This window comes from Exiguobacterium sp. SH0S1, from assembly GCF_004337165.1.
In the GTDB taxonomy this organism is placed as follows: Bacteria; Bacillota; Bacilli; order Exiguobacteriales; family Exiguobacteriaceae; genus Exiguobacterium; species Exiguobacterium aurantiacum_A.
The window spans coordinates 754,161-771,676 of record NZ_SJVC01000001.1 but is presented as its reverse complement, the minus strand read 5'-3'; the positions used below and the strand labels follow the sequence as shown (position 1 = coordinate 771,676).

General features: G+C 51.9%; 19 protein-coding genes. 13 read left to right on the top strand and 6 right to left on the bottom strand.

All coding sequences use genetic code 11. The annotated features are described in order from the left end of the window. Positions 1-7: 7 nt before the first annotated feature. Both EVJ20_RS03910 and EVJ20_RS03905 read right to left on the bottom strand, forming a co-directional pair. Complete coding sequence (locus EVJ20_RS03910) at positions 8-229, bottom strand: hypothetical protein (protein WP_131458076.1); 222 nt, start codon at positions 227-229, stop codon at positions 8-10. A 242-nt stretch (positions 230-471) separates the two neighbouring features. Beyond that, entirely contained in the window at positions 472-1,434 is a 963-nt protein-coding gene (locus EVJ20_RS03905; RefSeq protein WP_131489712.1) for a DNA/RNA non-specific endonuclease, read from the bottom strand. Between the two features lie 197 nt (positions 1,435-1,631). Between EVJ20_RS03905 and EVJ20_RS03900 the strand changes: the two genes are divergently transcribed. The 6 genes from EVJ20_RS03900 to EVJ20_RS03875 all read left to right on the top strand — a co-directional run bounded on the left by EVJ20_RS03900 (position 1,632) and on the right by EVJ20_RS03875 (position 6,144). Next, complete coding sequence (locus EVJ20_RS03900; RefSeq protein ID WP_016509062.1) at positions 1,632-1,814, top strand: hypothetical protein; 183 nt, start codon at positions 1,632-1,634, stop codon at positions 1,812-1,814. A 69-nt stretch (positions 1,815-1,883) separates the two neighbouring features. Then, entirely contained in the window at positions 1,884-2,789 is a 906-nt protein-coding gene (locus tag EVJ20_RS03895) for a Gfo/Idh/MocA family protein (protein ID WP_131489713.1), read from the top strand. Between the two features lie 60 nt (positions 2,790-2,849). Beyond that, positions 2,850-4,268, top strand: coding sequence for an alanine/glycine:cation symporter family protein (locus EVJ20_RS03890; protein ID WP_201739970.1), 1,419 nt, complete (start codon positions 2,850-2,852; stop codon positions 4,266-4,268). A 110-nt stretch (positions 4,269-4,378) separates the two neighbouring features. Beyond that, positions 4,379-5,200 (top strand): YihY/virulence factor BrkB family protein, encoded by an 822-nt coding sequence (locus EVJ20_RS03885; protein ID WP_070327214.1) that lies wholly within the window; start codon positions 4,379-4,381, stop codon positions 5,198-5,200. Between the two features lie 78 nt (positions 5,201-5,278). Then, the gene (locus tag EVJ20_RS03880) at positions 5,279-5,833 is read left to right on the top strand and encodes a hypothetical protein (RefSeq protein WP_070327215.1); all 555 of its coding nucleotides are present in this window, start codon (positions 5,279-5,281) and stop codon (positions 5,831-5,833) included. A 14-nt stretch (positions 5,834-5,847) separates the two neighbouring features. Beyond that, a complete protein-coding gene (locus EVJ20_RS03875) occupies positions 5,848-6,144 on the top strand; it encodes a hypothetical protein (RefSeq protein ID WP_236636158.1) in 297 nt (98 codons plus the stop codon). A 59-nt stretch (positions 6,145-6,203) separates the two neighbouring features. Here the strand turns inward: EVJ20_RS03875 and putP are convergent, their stop codons facing one another. After that, a complete protein-coding gene (gene putP, locus EVJ20_RS03870; RefSeq protein WP_131463546.1) occupies positions 6,204-7,685 on the bottom strand; it encodes a sodium/proline symporter PutP in 1,482 nt (493 codons plus the stop codon). A gap of 349 nt (positions 7,686-8,034) precedes the next feature. Next, positions 8,035-9,051 (bottom strand): D-alanyl-D-alanine carboxypeptidase family protein, encoded by a 1,017-nt coding sequence (locus tag EVJ20_RS03865; protein WP_236636157.1) that lies wholly within the window; start codon positions 9,049-9,051, stop codon positions 8,035-8,037. A gap of 163 nt (positions 9,052-9,214) precedes the next feature. Between EVJ20_RS03865 and EVJ20_RS03860 the strand changes: the two genes are divergently transcribed. The 5 genes from EVJ20_RS03860 (at position 9,215) to EVJ20_RS03840 (ending at position 14,639) form a co-directional block, all read left to right on the top strand. After that, positions 9,215-10,747, top strand: a complete 1,533-nt coding sequence (locus EVJ20_RS03860) for an FAD-dependent oxidoreductase (RefSeq protein ID WP_131489715.1) — start codon at positions 9,215-9,217, stop codon at positions 10,745-10,747. A gap of 66 nt (positions 10,748-10,813) precedes the next feature. After that, entirely contained in the window at positions 10,814-12,280 is a 1,467-nt protein-coding gene (locus EVJ20_RS03855) for a carboxypeptidase M32 (RefSeq protein ID WP_131489716.1), read from the top strand. 11 nt (positions 12,281-12,291) lie between these two features. Beyond that, a complete protein-coding gene (locus EVJ20_RS03850; protein ID WP_131507127.1) occupies positions 12,292-13,005 on the top strand; it encodes a glycerophosphodiester phosphodiesterase in 714 nt (237 codons plus the stop codon). A gap of 250 nt (positions 13,006-13,255) precedes the next feature. Further along, positions 13,256-14,053 (top strand): DUF4397 domain-containing protein, encoded by a 798-nt coding sequence (locus EVJ20_RS03845; protein WP_070327221.1) that lies wholly within the window; start codon positions 13,256-13,258, stop codon positions 14,051-14,053. After that, positions 13,998-14,639: a class F sortase gene (locus tag EVJ20_RS03840; RefSeq protein ID WP_236633675.1), complete on the top strand. Its 642-nt coding sequence runs from the start codon at positions 13,998-14,000 to the stop codon at positions 14,637-14,639. The genes EVJ20_RS03845 and EVJ20_RS03840 overlap by 56 nt, the downstream gene beginning before the upstream one ends. A 483-nt stretch (positions 14,640-15,122) precedes the next feature. On the opposite strand, the gene EVJ20_RS03835 is transcribed toward EVJ20_RS03840, so the two are convergent. Continuing rightward, positions 15,123-15,560 (bottom strand): MarR family winged helix-turn-helix transcriptional regulator, encoded by a 438-nt coding sequence (locus EVJ20_RS03835; protein WP_071397555.1) that lies wholly within the window; start codon positions 15,558-15,560, stop codon positions 15,123-15,125. Between the two features lie 89 nt (positions 15,561-15,649). Then, positions 15,650-16,708 carry a GTP pyrophosphokinase gene (locus EVJ20_RS03830; protein WP_236633674.1) on the bottom strand — a complete coding sequence of 353 codons (1,059 nt, stop codon included), beginning with the start codon at positions 16,706-16,708 and terminating at the stop codon, positions 15,650-15,652. Positions 16,709-16,827: 119 nt separating this feature from the next. Here EVJ20_RS03830 and EVJ20_RS03825 point away from each other — a divergent pair, with 119 nt between their 5' ends. Continuing rightward, on the top strand, positions 16,828-17,055 hold the full coding sequence (locus tag EVJ20_RS03825; protein WP_070327225.1) for a hypothetical protein: 228 nt from the start codon (positions 16,828-16,830) through the stop codon (positions 17,053-17,055). A gap of 103 nt (positions 17,056-17,158) precedes the next feature. After that, a complete protein-coding gene (locus EVJ20_RS03820; protein ID WP_035386614.1) occupies positions 17,159-17,482 on the top strand; it encodes a general stress protein in 324 nt (107 codons plus the stop codon). The last annotated feature ends 34 nt before the right edge of the window (positions 17,483-17,516 follow it).

Sequence of the window (17,516 nt, the reverse complement as noted above, 5' to 3'; positions counted from 1 at the left end):
ATGCTTCTTATTCTTTAGAAAACGTTAAATAGGCGCCTAGCAATGTCAATCCGAGAAGTAAAAACAAAAACCAAGGCGAGATGTTTCCACCCCATGCAAGCGATCCTTCTTGTGTTGCTACGTAAGATGCAGCCTGTAAGACAGAATCAGCTAATTCATTCAATTGAAAGATTAACATGCCAAACAAAATTGTTTGCGTAATGATCAGCAAACCCACCAAGCGTTTCATATTTGAACCTCCTAAACTATATGTATGCCGTACTGACAGCAATAACTCCTAATAAGGCGGGGTTAAAAATTTGAAAATTTGTGTTCCATCCCGATTCACCATCATTCAAGAGAAACGTGAAACATTCGACTGCATATCTTATTCAACAAAAAGAAACGCTCTTCCTTTAACTAGAAAGAGCGTCGTCACGTATACTGTGAAATCGGCGTTAAAAAAGTTGACTCACGCGGGGAGGTTACGTGTTATTCGCCGACCATTCCATCCCCGTCATTATCCCGCATATGCGGGTAGAGCCAGTGGTCGCTCGTGATCGGCATGCTGAAGCCGGCGTCTTTCGCTTCCTGGATCGTCACTTGCCCGTTCCCGTTCGCATCGACGCTTGATACGTCGCCAACCGGCTCTGCAGCGGGAGCGGGAGTAGCCTCCGGTTTTGGTTCGCTCTCGGTCAGACCGAGGCCGGCATTGACCTCGTCCGGGTTCACATTATCAAACTTGTCGACGATGACATTACCTTTCAACGTGTATGTGTATTGATAGCTCGACGGGATTTGCGTCTCGGTATCCGGATACGTGATGATGGCCTCGAAATCGGTCGCCCCGCCCGCACTACGGATCACACTTTCCATATAAGCCTGGTCCCCGTGACGATTGAGCGTGCTGTCTTGCGGGGTGATATTGAAGGCGTTAGAGACGCCCCCAAGTGAATCAGCGATGACATGTCCTTCATCTAAAGATTGATGTTCAACGCCGGGGACTTTCGCCTCGTCCCAGTAGTAGCGTCCTGACGAGGTGACGTCCTCGCTCTCATCATCTTGTAGGATGATCTCGTCAGCTGTTACTTTCACGAGTTGCCCATGATCGTTCGTGAACGCCCAATATTCACGGTCTCCGAAACCGACGTCGACGACAACATTCGCCTCGCGATGTCCGGATAAATCACCACCGTCGACTTCGACACGTTCATAACCAGAGAAGCGATCGCTAGTCGGTTGTTGTTCCTCCTCTTCCGTCTCGACAGCGGGTCCTTCTTGTGAATCGGTCACTTCAACGGATTCCGCTTGAGACTCAGCCACATCGGACGATTCTTCTTGCGAATCGGTCACTTCAATCGTATCATCGATAGGAGACGTCTCTTCTTCGGTGCTACATCCGGCCAGTAGAAACATCGCCAGCGGTAAGGCTAAATAAGTAAATCGTGCTTTCATTAAAAAACTCCTTTAATCACTTGGTACATACTTGTTCATTCTAGGAATCTTTGAATGATTATACAAGGCTTATGATTGGAAATTGTAGGATTTCTGAATATATATAACATGAACGATTTGACTAGGTGTACTTGAAGCGTTTCAATCGTTCAGTTACAGGTAATACATACGTATACATAGTGGAGAGGAGACGTCTCATGCAACTATACACGATTGAATATGCGTTTCAAGACAAGGAGCAGACGACACGAACGTGTGAAGTCGAGCTTGATCGAACGCCGGACTTGAACGATAACGAGCAACTCGCTGATCTTTATCAAATCGTATCGGACGCCATTCGTAAGCCAATCACAAGTTTTGAAATTTTAGCGGTCCATTAAATGAACCATCGACCCCGGGCCGACGCTTTGGGGTTTTGTTCAGTCAATCGAAAGAGGAGTGATGTTGAAATGAAATTAGTCGTTGTTGGTTTAGGTGATGTTGCCAAGAAAGCGTACTTACCGGTCTATGCCGGGCTAGACGGGATAGACGTTTATCTTGTCTCGCGGGATCAGGGGAAAGCGGAACAACTCGTCCGTCAATATCGATTCAGCGGTCACTTCAGAGCGCTTGAGGACGTCCCGCTCGGTGAGATGGATGCGGTGTTGATCCATTCGACGACGTCAGCGCATGCCGGACAAGCCGAGTACGCCCTTCGGCAAGGCGTCCACGTCTTCATTGATAAACCGGTCACGTTCACGCTCGAGGAGACCGAACGTCTCGTCCGGCTCGCAGACGAGCACGAGGTCGAACTCGTCACTGGCTTCAACCGTCGTTTTGCGACGGCGATGGCGGCGCTCAAAGAAGTCGAGAACCCGAACCTCGTCTTGATCCAAAAGAATCGTACATATCAGCCGGCGACGCTGCGTGAGTTCATCATCGAGGACTTCGTCCACGTCGTCGATACGCTCCGTTACTTGACCGGTCTCAATCCGGTCGAGGACTTGTCTGTTCGGACGCGTTATGAAGGGGATACGCTCAAACAGCTCCAGATCAATTTCACGGCCGGCGGCGTCGAGGCGGTCGGCATCATGAACCGGGACAACGGCTGCACCGAAGAAGTGATGGAAGTGATGTCACCGGGTCTAAAACGCGTCTCTCGAGACGTCGAGCGCGTCTACGACTATACGCCCGACGGCATGCTCGAGCGCGCCTTGAGCCCGTGGGAGTCGAATTTGACACGGCGCGGCTTTACGACGATGATCGACGCGTTTCTCAAACTGTTGAACGGGGAGCCGAACGGTTGTGTTCGCGCCGAGGACAGCTTGACGACCCATGCCCTTTGTGAACAAATACTGGACGCGGCAACGCGGTGACGGAATCGTTTCTGGCGGGGCTAGACCGGGTAAGAACTCCATAAAAGGAGGGGATGCGCAGTGGATGTCCGCGAATTGGTCATGCAAGCGAACGACCTGTTATGGACGTACGTTCTTATTTTTGTATTGATTGCCGGTGGGATTTTCTTCACGATCCGGATGGGATTCGTGCAGTTTAGAATGTTGCCGGAAATGTTCAAGTTATTGTTCGTCAAAGGAATCAAACACGAGAAAGGGCAAGTGTCTTCGTTCCAGGCGTTCGCCATCGGGACGGCGGCACGGGTCGGCACCGGAAATATCGCCGGTGTCTCGACTGCGATCGCGCTCGGGGGACCTGGGGCCGTGTTTTGGATGTGGCTCATCGCCTTGATCGGCTCGGCCTCGGCTTTCGTCGAGAGCACGCTCGCCCAAGTGTACAAAGTGCATGACGGCAAGGCGTGGCGCGGCGGACCGGCCTATTACATCGAGCGGGCGCTCGGTCAACGTTGGCTCGGGATCGTCTTTGCGATCCTCATCACGTTCGCATTTGGCTTTGCCTTTAACTCCGTGCAGGCGAACACGATCGCGCTTTCTGTCAATAACGTCTTCGCCATCGATACGGTCTGGGTTGGTGTTATTTTGGCCGTTGCGACGGGGATCGTCATCTTCGGCGGGATCCGGTCGATCTCGACGTTGTCCGGGATCATCGTCCCGATCATGGCGGGTGGATATATCTTGCTCGCGCTCTGGGTCGTGCTGACGAATCTCGACGTCGTTCCGGCCGTGTTCTCGGCCATCTTCTCAGAAGGTGTGCTAGGCTTCCAAGAATTGTTCGGCGGGGCCGTCGGAGCGATGGTGCTTCAAGGTATACGGCGCGGCTTGTTCTCGAACGAGGCGGGGATGGGGTCGGCGCCGAACGCCGCCGCGACCGCTGAGGTCAGCCACCCGGTGAAGCAAGGGTTGATCCAATCGCTCAGTGTCTTCGTCGATACGCTGTTCATCTGTACGGCGACCGCGATGATCGTCTTGATCTCCGGGGTTCCTGGTTCTGAAGACTTCCAAGGTATCGAGCTCGCGCAAGAGGCGCTGTTGACGGAGATCGGACCGGTCGCGACGACGCTCATGACGATCGCCATCCTGCTGTTCGCCTTCAGCTCGATTTTAGCGAACTATTACTATGGAGAGACGAACATCGAGTTCATCTCGGAACGGAAAGTGTATGTTGTCATCTATCGTATCGCCGTGCTAGGGATGATCATGTTCGGCTCGGTCCGCTCGGCCGGACTCGTCTGGTCGATCGCCGACATCTTCATGGGATTGATGGCGCTCGTCAACATGTACGCCATCTTCCGTCTCAGCAAAGTCGCCAAACTGTTGCTCGACGATTACGTCGCCCAAAAACGGTCCGGACGGGATCCGGTGTTCTCGCGCGATGACGTCGATCTGCCGGGCAAAGAACATCTCGAGGCGTGGGAATCGAAACGAGAACACATCAGTTAAGGACGAGGCAAGAATAGGCAACGACTGTCGTATTCTTGCCTTTCAAGCAACATTATTATTATTTCAAATACCGCATTTATACTAAATAAATTAAGAAAAGAGTAGACAGCATGATACAGACGTTTAAAGTTTTATTCAAGCGCTTTTTTGCCGAACGTTTTTTCGATCAAGCCGCGATGTTGGCTTATTATTTCATCTTGTCGACGTTTCCGTTCTTATTGTTCGTCCTCGGCATTGTTGGATGGCTCCCGTTCACGAGCGGGGACGTCATCTCGGCGCTGTCTCTCGTCATGCCGGAAGCGAGCTACCGACTGCTAGAAGGGAACATCGAGGCGATATTTGATGACTCGAGGCTGCGTCTGGCGTCGCTCAGCATTTTGCCGGCGCTGTGGATTTCGTCAATGGCGGTCCAGTCGCTCGTCCGGTCATTGAATGATGCGTATCGCCTCATCCGGAACAAGTCGTTCTTAAGAGGGGCTCTCCAGGACATCGCCGTCACGCTGGCACTCATGTTCGTTCTGCCGTTCTCATTGGTCATCCCTGTGGCCGAGACCGCGTTGCGCGAACTGTCGACGCGGATCATTTTTGTCGACGACATCGTCGCGGGATATGCACAAATATGGTTTTACTTCCGCTGGGTCGTCGGGACGCTCGTCATGTTTGGTGTCTTCCTGCTCGTCTATAAATGGCTGCCGAGCCATCGCGGGACGTTCCGTGACAGTTGGGCCGGGGCAACACTCGCTACTATCGGCATATTGACAGTTTCCAACGTCTTCAGCTACTATTCTCAATATGCCAACTACGAACAGTTTTACGGTCAGCTCGGTGCGTTTATTATCTTGTTGGTTTGGTTTTATTTGGCGGCTTCCGTCATCCTCCTTGGAGGGCTATTGAACGCGACGCTCATTGAACGAAAAGAAATTTCCGATTGACCTGCAAATGCTTGTTATCATTCAACGATTGAGGGAATGATACCGTTAAGACACATCTTTTAATCGGAGGTGGGAAACATGGATATGCAACGGCTCGTACACAATCGTCGTTTCATCGATCAAACATTGTTTTACCTCGCCTTACAATTATGGAAGTGGGTCATGTTATTACCGGTACTCTTTTATTTGGATATCTCAATGAGCACCGCTCCATTTTCGCAATACTTGATGGTCAGCCTCCTGCTGTACGTCACGTTTCGTGTCATCCAATACGTGGTCGCCAGCCGGGCTTCCTTGATGGAGCTGTTAGAATTCGGCTATGCGGTCTTGTCGCTCGTGCTCGTCCTGTTTTTACTGATCGAGCTCTCCGCTTCTCCTGGTGCTATCGCTTTGATCGTCGGAGTGTTCTTGGTCCACCCGTCGTTGGCACTGCACCACTATCGTGACTTCACGGAACGGAAGTGGTTGAACAAGCAGTTCCAGCTGTTCAGCCCGATGCTACGGGAAGGGGAGGTCCCCGTTCACGTGCTCGTCTTGACCGAAGATGAGATCGTGATCACGGCCGAGAGCGGCAAGGAGTTCACGTATCGACATATTTACTGGGGTGGCTTCTATTTCGAAAACGTCTCATGAAGGTGGTAAGGTGATTGAATAATATAATTGTTATCGTGTTTTGGGTTGTCACGTTCGTCGCTTTTTTTAAAGGGGCTTACGACATGTGGCGGGAGTATCGTGCCACGAAACAGAAATCGGTGCTCTACTTCCTGCTCGTCTTGATCCTCACTTGGTTTTGGTTCAATCCCTACGAATTGACCGCGCTTCATCCGTTCGTCTTAATGGCGTATTATTGGAACCGAAATCGATGGATGAGAAATGCCATGCTCGCACTCGTGCTCGCCACGTTCTTCCTCCAACTTTGGGTGATGGCGGGGACGATGTACTAAAGAAGTACAACCGACAAAAAACGCTCGACCCGTGAATTGGGTCGAGCGTTTTGTATGACTTAATCTTTTCTAGCGGCAGCAAGTTCTGTTTCCATTTCACTGAACTCACGGCTGATCCGTTTTTGTTCGCGTTGGCTCGTGAACGTGCTGACGAGAACGATGGCAAGCATACTCAAGAAGAAGCCTGGCACCATCTCATAGATGACGCTCGAGAGTCCCGTGATGATCCAAAGGATGACCGTGATGGCACCGACGAGAATACCGGCGAGTGCGCCTTGGCGCGTCATCTTCGTCCAATAGAGCGACAAGAGGATCGTTGGACCGAAGGCCGAGCCGAATCCGGCCCAAGCATAGCCGACGAGCGTCAAGATCGTGTTCGATGGGCTGAGCGAAATGAGTGTCGCCACGACACCGACCGTCAATACGCCGATTCGACCGGCGAGTACCATCGTTTTATCGCTTGCATCTTTGTTGAAGAACTTACGATAGAAGTCTTCAGTCAACGCCGACGACGTGACGAGCAATTGCGACGATACAGTCGACATGACGGCTGCGAGGATCGCTGCGAGCAAGAATCCGGTGATGAACGGGTGGAACAAGACGTCAGAGAAACGGATGAACACCGTCTCCGGGTCTGCTAGCGGATTGCCTTGACCACGGAAGTAGGCGATACCGACGAGGCCGGTCATGACCGCACCGATGATCGAGACGGTCATCCAGCCCATACCGATTCGGCGTGCCGCCTTCAATGATTTCACATCTCTGATCGCCATAAAACGAACGATGATGTGCGGTTGGCCAAAGTAACCGAGTCCCCAAGCGAGGAGACCGATGATCCCTAGCGTTGTCGTCCCTTTAAACAAGTCGAAAAGATCGGTGTTGATCGCTGTCGCCGTGTTGACGGCGTTCGTCATCCCACCGACGTCTGTCAAAGCGACGACCGGTACGAGTACGAGTGCGATGAACATGATAATTCCTTGTGCAAAGTCTGTCCAACTAACAGCAGTGAACCCACCGAAGAGCGTGTAAAGAATGACGACGCTGATCGTGGCGATGACACCGGTCTGATAGTTGATCCCGAACGAGCTTTCGAACAACTTCCCGCCAGACACAAGTCCAGCTGACGTATAGAACGTGAAGAAGATGATGATAACGGAAGCTGATAGGATCCGTAGCCAGTTCGAGTGATCTCGGAACCGATTCTCTAAAAAGTCAGGAATCGTGATCGAGTCATTTGCCATCTCCGTGAAGACACGTAGACGGGGAGCGACTAACAAGTAGTTCAAGTAAGCTCCGATGACCAATCCAACGGCTAACCAAATCGCTGATAATCCTGTGGCATACATTGCCCCCGGAAGACCCATTAACATCCAACCACTCATATCCGAAGCTCCGGCTGACATGGCGGTAACACCCGGCCCCATTTTGCGGCCGCCTAACATATAATCTGATGAGTCGGTCGTTCGCTTATAAGCGACGTAACCGATAGTTAGCATCATCACGAGGTAAAGCGCGATGGATACCCATTCTTGCCATAACATTTGATTACCTCCTGTACGCTTTCAATGTTGTTCAACAGTTTTGGTTTGAAATGTGGGAAGTCTCCCATAAAGATGACGAACCCAACTGATTTTACGAACTTGTCACTAACCTTAACGGACCTTCAGAATGATTGCAAACTGTCATCTTTTCATAAAAACGGCTCTAAAGCCTATTATACCAACGGATAAACAGGCTATTTTTCACCCTAAAAGTTTAAATATTATGACAATTAGAAATATTGAGGCAACGCCTCTGTAATCTCCTTGTAACATAAGTGACTGTTTTAAGACGAATATGCCATAAAGAAGACCTGAACCGATCGGTTCAGGTCTTCTTTATATGTAACGTTTATTCAGCCTGACGTCCAAATGCGAGTTGTTCGACGAGCCGCATCGTCGGGAACGTCTGTCCGGAACGCGCCTGCATCGTCACGAGCGCGTACTGCTTGCCTTGATGCTCCATCAAGAACACCATCGTGTAGCCCGATTCGTCGGTATAGCCGGTCTTCGTCGCCTTGACGAGGTCCGAGTAGTGGATGCTGCGGCTGTTGATCGCCGACCCGAGGTGATACCACCACCGTCGCTTCATCAATCCATCTTTGTCTTCGAACTTCGCCTCGTACTCATACGTTCCGGCGATTTCGACGAGTTCGGGATACGTCCCGAACGCGTAAGTGATTTTAGCCATGTCGCGTGCCGTCGTATAGTGGTCCGGGTCCGAATAGCCGTGGGCATTTTTGAAGTTTGTTCCAGTCAAGCCTAGGACGCGGGCCCGTTCATTCATCAGTTCAACGAATTCCGCCGTCGAGCCGCTCACATACTCCGCCAAGCTATTGGCGGCATCGTTGCCCGATTCGAGCAGTGTCGCGTAGAGCGCTTGCCGGACGGTTAGGCGGTCGCCGACAGCGAGATGGACGATGTGACTGTCCCAGGGGATGTCGAGCGTCGTCGCGTGCACTTCGACGACGGGGCGGTCCAGTTCGCCGGAGACCGCCGCTTTCTCATAGGCGAGCAATGCCGTCATCAGCTTGGTCGTACTGGCCGGGTATACACGCTCCTCCCCGTGTTTGTCCAACAAGACGACACCGTCCGTCAAATCAACGAACGTCATCGCCCCGACAAGAACCTGTTCCGGGTCGGCGGTCAGAGTGGAATCTTCTACCCATTCTTGGATTGGGATATCCGGGAAAGACGGTCCTTGTTTGACCGGTTCGGCCACCGGCGCCTTCGGATCAGGTTTCACCGGTGTTTCTTGCTTGAAGCCGATGAGTGCCGGAATGATCGCGATCATTCCGACGAGCATCAAGCCGACGGTCAAGCGTCTCATTATATAGGTGTGTCTACGATGTCTACGGGTACGTTTCACTTTGCAATCGCTCCTTCATAGTTTACTTTTCTACCATAATGGATGTCGGGCAATGAAATCGTCTTCAAAATCGAGAAACAGGTCAATATTTATCGAGTGATGAAACAGAAGGGAATGGGTATACACATAAGCAGACACGTTCATTCCTAAAGGAGGTATCATCATGCATCGCTATCCATTCACGAATTCATTGTGGAGACAACACGATCGCACCCTACAGTATCCACGACTCGAGAGTTCCGTTTCTTGTGACATCGTCGTCATCGGGGCGGGGATCGCCGGACTCGTCACCGCCTATGAGCTTCAAAACCGGGGCAAGCAGGTCGTCCTGCTCGAAGCGATGGAAGTCGGCCGCGGCACGACCGGGCACACGACGGCCAAATGTTCCGTCCAGCATGGCGCCATCTATTCGAAATTGATGCAGACGTTCAATGAAGAGATGGCACGTCTTTACTATGAGTTCAACGATGAGGCGCTCGACTATTTGAGACGTCAAGTCGAAACCGGGTTTGACATCGATTACGAAGTGAAAGATTCATATCTTTATACGATCGACAGCTCGAGTCAGCTCGCCTCCGAGATCGAGGCGTATCAAAAAATCGGGTTGAATGGTGGGGATGCGACGAACGAGGTCAACGCAGTCTTTCCATTTCCGGTACAACAAGCAGCCGTCATCCGCGACCAAGCCCAGATTCATCCGGTGAAATATTTGAACGAACTGGCGCGTCGCTTTGTCGAAGCGGGCGGGAAGCTTTATGAGAAAACACGGGCGACGGAGATCAGCCAAAGCCCGCGTCCGATCGTCACGACATCGACCGGGCGCCGTGTCCAAGCCGATCAAGTCGTGGTCGCGACGCATTATCCGTTCAACGACATCCGTGGACTATACTTCTCGAAATTTGAGGTCGAACGGTCCTACATCGTCGCTTGCGAGACGAACGGTCCCGTGCCGGACGGCATGTATTTGAGCGTCGATTCGCCGAGTCGCTCGTTCCGGACGTTCGATGACGGCGATCGCTCGTACGTCCTCGTCGGAGGGGAGGGGCATCTGAGCGGTCACGTGACGGAGACGCGGACGCGCTACGACCGGTTGGAGCAGTTCGCGAATGAGGCGTTCCGCGCTAAAAAATCAAGTTTCCGTTGGTCGTCCCAAGACTTGATCACGTTGGACCATCTTCCTTACGTCGGTCAAATGTTCAGTCGTGAACCGGACATCTTCGTCGCTACCGGATTCGCCAAATGGGGGATGACGAACGGGATCGCATCCGGACTGTTGCTCGCCGACCTACTGACCGGTCACGAGAACCGGTTTACCGAACTGTTGGATCCGCTCCGTTCGAAGTTCAAACCGGCGGATGTCGGTCAGTTCTTGAAGACGAATATAGACACGGCTGCCCAATTCGTCAAAGGAACGCTCGAGAAGCCGGGCTCGCTCGACGACCTCCAACTCGACGAAGGTGGGGTCGTTCACGTCGATGGCAAGAAAGTCGGCGCTTATCGGGATCTCGATAACAACTGTCATCTCGTATCGACCCGTTGCACGCACATGGGTTGTGGCGTCAATTGGAACAACGCGGAGCGGTCTTGGGACTGTCCATGCCATGGATCGCGCTTTGACACGCAAGGAAACGTCCTTGAAGGTCCGGCGACGAAGCCGCTCCACTATGAGAAAAAAGCGGATGTGTCGAAAGAATAGGCATTTTTCGTCACATCGATTAAAGTAGAGAGGTAAGGAAACAACTGTCATAGGGGTGGGAATCAGATGGAAATTACAAAGCAATGGCGTGAACATTTCAAACAGTTACGTGCGTTCGATGAGGCGATCTCGCTACTATATTGGGACATGCGGACACAGATGCCGGAACAGTCGGCCCCGCTTCGTGCCGAGACGATCGGTTACTTGTCGACAGAGGCGTTCAAACGTCAGACGAGCGATTCGTTCGCGGAACTGCTCGCCGAGATGACAGCGACCGAAGAGTTGACACCGACCGAGGTCCGCTCGGTCGCCGTGGCGAAGACGCAATATGAACGGAACGCCAAAATCCCTCCGGCGGAGTATCAGGCCTACGTCACACTTGTCTCTGAAGCCGAGACGGCATGGGAAAAAGCGAAAGACAAGAACGATTGGGGCACATTCGCCCCGTATTTAGAAAAAATCGTCGCGTTCCAGCGTAAGTTCGCGGATTATTTCGGATATAAGACGCATCCGTACGATGCGTTGCTCTATGATTACGAACCGGGTATGACCGTCGAACAACTCGACGAATTGTTCCAGACGCTACGGGACGAGCTCGTCCCGTTGATCCGTCAGTTGAAGTCGAGCAAGCATGAACTCGACTGGTCGATGGAGGCGGCGGTGCAAGAACAGATCTGTCACGATTGGATGCGGGTCGTCGATTATGACTTGTCCCGCGGTCGTCTCGACGCGACCGTGCATCCGTTCGAGATCACGATCAACCGCCGCGACGTGCGGATCACGACGAAGTATGATGAGTCGGACTTCCGCAACGCCCTGTTCGGGACGATGCACGAGGCGGGCCACGCGACTTACGAGCAACAGATCGACGAGGCGCTCGATGAGGTCGGACTCGGAGGAGGCGCATCGATGGGTATCCACGAGTCACAGTCGCTCTTCTTTGAAAACTTCGTCGGGCGCAGCGAAGCATTTTTACGCAGCGTCTATCCACGGCTACAAGAACGGCATCCGGCGTTTCAAGATATCGACTTCGATACGTTCTACGCAGGCGTGAACGAGGCGAAGCCATCGCTCATCCGGATCGAGGCGGATGAACTGACGTATAGCCTCCATATCATCATTCGCTACGAGCTTGAGAAGGCACTCATCCAAGGTGATTTGACCGTCGCCGAGCTGCCGAACGCTTGGAACGAGAAATATCGAGAGTACTTAGGCGTCGAGGTGCCGAATGATGCGAAAGGCGTATTGCAAGACGTCCATTGGGCCGGCGGTTCATTCGGCTACTTCCCAAGCTATGCGCTCGGATTGATTTATGCGGCGCAGTTGACCGAGACGCTCAAATCGGAACGGTCCGACTTTGAGACGTTAGTGCATGAAGGCGAGTTCGGTCCGATCAAACAGTGGCTCGAGACGAACGTCCATCGCCACGGTAAGTCGCTCACCCCGAACGAGCTGATCAAGCAAGTGACCGGAGGCGATATCTCGGTCCGTCCGCTCGTCCGCTATTTGACGAAAAAATACGTCACCGAGTAAGGAGTCTTCCGATGAAGCTATTCGCGCACCGCGGGGTGATGAACCAGTTCCCGGAGAACACGATGGCGGCGTTTCGCGCAGCGCTCGCCGCCCATGCCGACGGGATTGAAACGGACGTCCATTTGACGAATGACGGTCGCCTCGTCTTGATTCACGACGAGACGATCGACCGGACGACAGACGGGTCGGGCCGTATTGCCGAGATGACGTTGTCCGAGCTCGGACGATACAACGCCGGTGTCTTATTCGACCTCGAGGAGCGCATCCCGTCACTAGACGACCTGTTAAACTTAGTAAAAGGAACGGGCGTCTGTCTCAACCTTGAAGTGAAGACCGACATCGACCGGTACGAGGGGATTGAAGACCGGCTCGTCGAGACGCTGCGAGCCCATCGATTCCCGGCCGACCGCGTCCTGTTCTCTTCCTTCAATCATGAGACGCTCTACCGGTTGAAGCGGTTAGCACCCGAGTACGAGTCTGCCGCGCTCATCTCCCAACCGTTGTTCGACTTGGCCGGTTACTTGAACGAGCTCGGGGCGACAGGCGTGCATCCAAGTGTCCGAACGATGACCGATGACGAGATCAAGCTCATTCAACAGAACGGTGTCAAGGTCCGTCCGTACACGGTCAAGACGATCGAACAGCTGAAACGGTTCCAACTGCTCGGTGTCGATGCGATTTTCGTCAACGATATCGAGTGGGCTCGAGCACATTCAACCCCGTAACAGGTCGTTACGGGGTTTTTAAATTTATGGAAACGGGAAGGAAGACTATGTAAAGAAAACGGTAACAACCAAATGTGCCGACCGGCATATTCAAAGCACACCGTCATCTTTACGCCGTCGTCCTGTTGTCTTAAGTTTAAGATGTCACCAGCTACATAGCAATCAGATGTAGCACACTATGCAGCATCGCATCAAACTTGTCGTATGCAGTCGATCGGTCAACCCAAGGAAAAAAAGGAGGAAATTTCACATGAAGAAATTGATGTCTTTACTTGGTACACTTGCTCTAGCGTTCGCGTTCATCCTGCCAGTCAGTGCAGATGGACACGAGAACGCGATGGTCCGTGTGCTCCACGCTTCGCCTGACGCCCCTGCGGTGGACGTCTATGTCAACGGTGAAGTCGCAGTCGAAGGCGCGGAGTTCAAAGCGCTTACGGATTACTTGACACTACCGGCTGGTGACTACAACGTCGAAATCAAACCAGCAGGCGACACTGAGACAGTCGTCGTCGCAGCCGATCTTTCAATCGAAGCTGGTAAATTCTACACAGCGGCAGCGATCGGTCAACTTGCAAACATCGAGATCGCAGCGATGGAAGATGACGCCAACTTTGAAGATGGCAAATCGAAAGTCCGCGTCGCTCACTTCGCACCTGACGCACCTGCAGTCGATGTAGCTCCAAAAGGTGGAGACCCACTCTTCTCAAACCTCGAGTTCAAAGCAGTCAGTGACTACGGTACACTCGATGCTGGAACGTACGATCTTGAAGTTCGCCCAGCTGGCGCGACTGACGTCGTAAAAGCGCTTGACGGCGTCGCCCTCGAAGGCGGTAAAAACTATACGGCATTCGCAATCGGCCTTCTTGAAGGGGAACCTGCTTTCGAAGTACTCCTCGCAGCTGATGGTGGAGAAATGGCCGAAGCTCCTGAGACAGGTCAAGGCGGTCTCGCTCAGACAGCTTCAATGAACTGGTTGCTCGCAGCAGCAGTACTTGGCGCAGCAGCAGCTGGCTTCTACGTCTTTCGTCGTCAGAAACAAGACGCTTAAGCTACTTTTGATCGGAACGTTCTCGTTCCTCATGGTAGCACCAGTAGCGGATGCCCCGGACGTGGATGCGAAACTTTCAACTGTCGGATTCGCAGAACCGCTCGTGTTGGCCGCTACTGAAATCGATCGTCAGTCCTTTCACACCGAGACGTTCGTTCCAAAACGACTGAAGATCCCGTCTATTGAAGTCGATACTGTCATCCAACCGGTCGGTAAAGACCGATACGACCGGATGGACACACCGGCTGAAGCAGACGAGGTCGGCTGGTATCGTTACGGGGCGAAAGCAGGAGCGAAAGGCAACGTCGTCTTATCCGGACATTTAGACGATTTACAAGGCCCGGCCATTTTCGCTAATCTTGATCAGATACGACTTGGAGAGCAGGTGACGCTCCAACGTAACAAGCAAGTGATCGAATATGAGGTCGTGTCAGTCGAACGGTACCGGGTCGAAGATGTTCCGCTCGCCTCGATTTTCGCGGCGACACAATCGGTTCGTCTTCAACTCATCACGTGTGCGGGTCCTTATGACCCAGAACATGGGTATCGAGACCGGATTGTCGTCACGGCGATTGTTAAGCAATAGCACAATTTTTCAACTCGGGATGAAAATCATCCCGAGTTTTTTGATATATTATAAACTGTCGGAAAATTGATTGAATAAATTGACGGGGGATTTAATAGAGCGTGCTAAAAAGAAAACACATCGCAAATGTAGGACTGTTCATTATTTTTTGGTTAATCAGTTATGAGAGAGTTGGGACTGGCAGCGGCAGTTTCCTACTTGCGATCGGCATATATTTGACTTGGCAGTTCGTGTTAGGTCGTGACTCAGTGAAAGAGAAACGGGAACTGAGTAAGAAAATGAGAGAAATGCGTCTCCATAATGAGCAAGACTTGTTTTTTGAAGAGCACCGAAGATGGAATGAAAAGATGAGGGCGCGTGAACAGGCAGCCGATCAGACGCGGCTAGGTGAATGAATCTGATATCTAAAACAAGCAACAGGTCCCGAATCATCGGGACCTGTTGCTTGTTTTAAGTCGTATTCACTATAAAGTCTGGTTCGCCTTAGGCGTCCATGCGGTCGAGCAACTTCGAGAGAAGGACCAATTCTTCGTCTGAAAAATCGCCGAACACGTCCATCAAGTACTCGATTTTCATGTGTTCGAGCGTTTCGAACAAGACACGGCCTTCCTCTGTCGCTTGAAGTTCGACGACACGACGGTCGCGATCGCTGCGTTCGCGCGAGATCAAGCCTTTTTTCGTCAACTCATCAGCAAGGGCCGTGATCATCGAGGCCGAGAATTGAAACTCATTCGACAAAGCCGAGGCGATTTGTGGACTATTTTGACAGAGCGATCGGAGGATGAAGAATTCGTTACGCGTCAAGTATTGCGAAAACATCGAGCGGAGGTTCTTTTTCACTCCGCGGTAGTTCATGCGAATCCCACGCTCAGCGTCTGCGACGAGCTGGCGACGGGATGCCGTGTGTACAGGTGTTGTCATCCTCGAAAGTCCCTTCTATAAAAAATCATTATTTGCATATATTTCAGTACATAAAAACATTCTACAACAAAAACATGAAGTCTGTAAAGTTATGATGGCTCTTCGTGGATACGCAATTCTTGAATGATTTCGTCGTAATGCTTCAAGTCCGGATAAAACCGACGGAAGAAGAATTCGATCTGTTGATCATCGCCTTCCGCGAGCAGTTTGGCGAGAACGGCATAGACGACACCCATCCCTTGACGCGGCAGTAACGAGGACGGCAGTAGCGTCGCACATTGAACGGCTCGATTGAAGTAACGATCGAGCGTATCCCTCAAATCTTGAAACGTTCGGATCTCGGCATAATGGAACATGCGCGTCAGCTCGACGATGGTCGACAAGTCGGTCTCGAGCAACCAGTCGCTTTGGAAGATGGCGTTATCAAGCTTCTCGACGGTGACGTCGTTGGCGATATAGTAGTTCAAGTTATCGCGGGTGATCGTGACTTTCTCCGGTGACTCGACGATCCGTTCGACCGTCTCTTGTTCGAACGTGCGCAACTGTTTGCGAATATTGACGAACTCCGAGTCCGCGATCTCGAGCAGTCCGGCGACACGGCTGAAGCTGCGCTTGATCTCCGGTGGGACCGCGTTCGGATTCTTATAACCTAAATCGTGCTCGATCTCGGCCCAGGCGTGCTGGAGGATCGAGCGGACTTGGATCTCGGCCTCTTTCTCCTCAAAACGGCGATATTCACCGAGGGCGAGCCGTTTATCGCTCAATCCGACGACGTAATGGACGGACAGGTATCCGAACTCGTTCGGGTCGAGCAACGTCGACTTGTCGATCGACTGCTCGCGGTCGATTCGAAATTCTTCTTCAAGAATATGGGCGACGGCGCGGACGTCATCATGAAAATAAGTGACGATCCGGATCCCGGCCAAATCTTGGACGTCACGCAGCGACCGGTACTGGTACGGCTTGCGGGACAGTTTCGCATATAGGCTCTCGGCTTCTTTCGCTCGGGCGACGATCGAGTGGAACTGGATCCCGGCATCGTCCAACAGTTCGCTCAGCAGCGACTTCAGCTTGGCGGCGAACGCCTCATAGTCCTCTTTCTCATTCATATAGTCGAGCATGATTGTGTTCATATCCTGTCTCGGCATCTCAATCACTCCTTGTCTCATTGTTCTTATTATATCATCAATGAAAACTTGATAGCACGGCGGTACTTCCCGGTTGATATGATACAATACGTCAGAGAAAAAGGGGAAGGGAGAATGTTATGAAAGTGTCGCATACGTTCAAATCGCCTGAGCGCGAGAAACTTGAAATCGTTTCGGGCCTGTTGCAACAGGCCGGTTACAAAGTCTCGAAGCCCAGTTCGCAACCCGAACTGTTCCGGATAAAAGTCGGACGGGAAGGGGTGGAGACCGAAGCCGAGGAGCGGCAGCGCATCCAAGGGCTCGTCGACCACTTCGAGATCGAGTATTGGTCTTACACGATACATTGACCTCTTGTTAATAAAACGATTCGTCCAATCGGGTTTTATGACTCACTTTTCGGGAATAGTATATTATTCGATTTTAGAAAGCGAACGTTTAGGAGGATGAAAGATGTTAGAAACGAGAATTGTGCCAGATATGACTTCGGTCGACCATGAAGTGAACGGAATGGTGTCGGGCGGATGCGTCAATGAGAGCATTTACTTATTTGCCAAAGATGAAGAATTGACGATTCGACTCGCTGCCGAAGCGGGTGTGCAGCCTTACCGCATCACCGAGAAAGGCATGTGGGAATCACTCGTGTCAAAATTCACGAAAAACTCGGATGACCGTCTTGACCAGCTCGAGAGCCTCGGGCTGACGAAGCAGATGGTCGAATCACTTGAAAGTGAGATTCAGGACGGTAAAATCGTTCTCGTTTGCGACAAGAGTTGAGTAATCATTTTAAAACGGACCTGACAAATTTGTC

Excerpts from the sequence above, each read along its gene's own strand:
- EVJ20_RS03910 (WP_131458076.1), bottom strand. The coding sequence starts at position 229 with ATGAAACGCTTGGTGGGTTTGCTGATCATTACGCAAACAATTTTGTTT.
- EVJ20_RS03905 (WP_131489712.1), bottom strand. The coding sequence starts at position 1,434 with ATGAAAGCACGATTTACTTATTTAGCCTTACCGCTGGCGATGTTTCTA.
- EVJ20_RS03900 (WP_016509062.1), top strand. The coding sequence starts at position 1,632 with ATGCAACTATACACGATTGAATATGCGTTTCAAGACAAGGAGCAGACG.
- EVJ20_RS03895 (WP_131489713.1), top strand. The coding sequence starts at position 1,884 with ATGAAATTAGTCGTTGTTGGTTTAGGTGATGTTGCCAAGAAAGCGTAC.
- EVJ20_RS03885 (WP_070327214.1), top strand. The coding sequence starts at position 4,379 with ATGATACAGACGTTTAAAGTTTTATTCAAGCGCTTTTTTGCCGAACGT.
- EVJ20_RS03880 (WP_070327215.1), top strand. The coding sequence starts at position 5,279 with ATGGATATGCAACGGCTCGTACACAATCGTCGTTTCATCGATCAAACA.
- putP (WP_131463546.1), bottom strand. The coding sequence starts at position 7,685 with ATGTTATGGCAAGAATGGGTATCCATCGCGCTTTACCTCGTGATGATG.
- EVJ20_RS03860 (WP_131489715.1), top strand. The coding sequence starts at position 9,215 with ATGCATCGCTATCCATTCACGAATTCATTGTGGAGACAACACGATCGC.
- EVJ20_RS03855 (WP_131489716.1), top strand. The coding sequence starts at position 10,814 with ATGGAAATTACAAAGCAATGGCGTGAACATTTCAAACAGTTACGTGCG.
- EVJ20_RS03850 (WP_131507127.1), top strand. The coding sequence starts at position 12,292 with ATGAAGCTATTCGCGCACCGCGGGGTGATGAACCAGTTCCCGGAGAAC.
- EVJ20_RS03845 (WP_070327221.1), top strand. The coding sequence starts at position 13,256 with ATGAAGAAATTGATGTCTTTACTTGGTACACTTGCTCTAGCGTTCGCG.
- EVJ20_RS03835 (WP_071397555.1), bottom strand. The coding sequence starts at position 15,560 with ATGACAACACCTGTACACACGGCATCCCGTCGCCAGCTCGTCGCAGAC.
- EVJ20_RS03830 (WP_236633674.1), bottom strand. The coding sequence starts at position 16,708 with ATGCCGAGACAGGATATGAACACAATCATGCTCGACTATATGAATGAG.
- EVJ20_RS03825 (WP_070327225.1), top strand. The coding sequence starts at position 16,828 with ATGAAAGTGTCGCATACGTTCAAATCGCCTGAGCGCGAGAAACTTGAA.
- EVJ20_RS03820 (WP_035386614.1), top strand. The coding sequence starts at position 17,159 with ATGTTAGAAACGAGAATTGTGCCAGATATGACTTCGGTCGACCATGAA.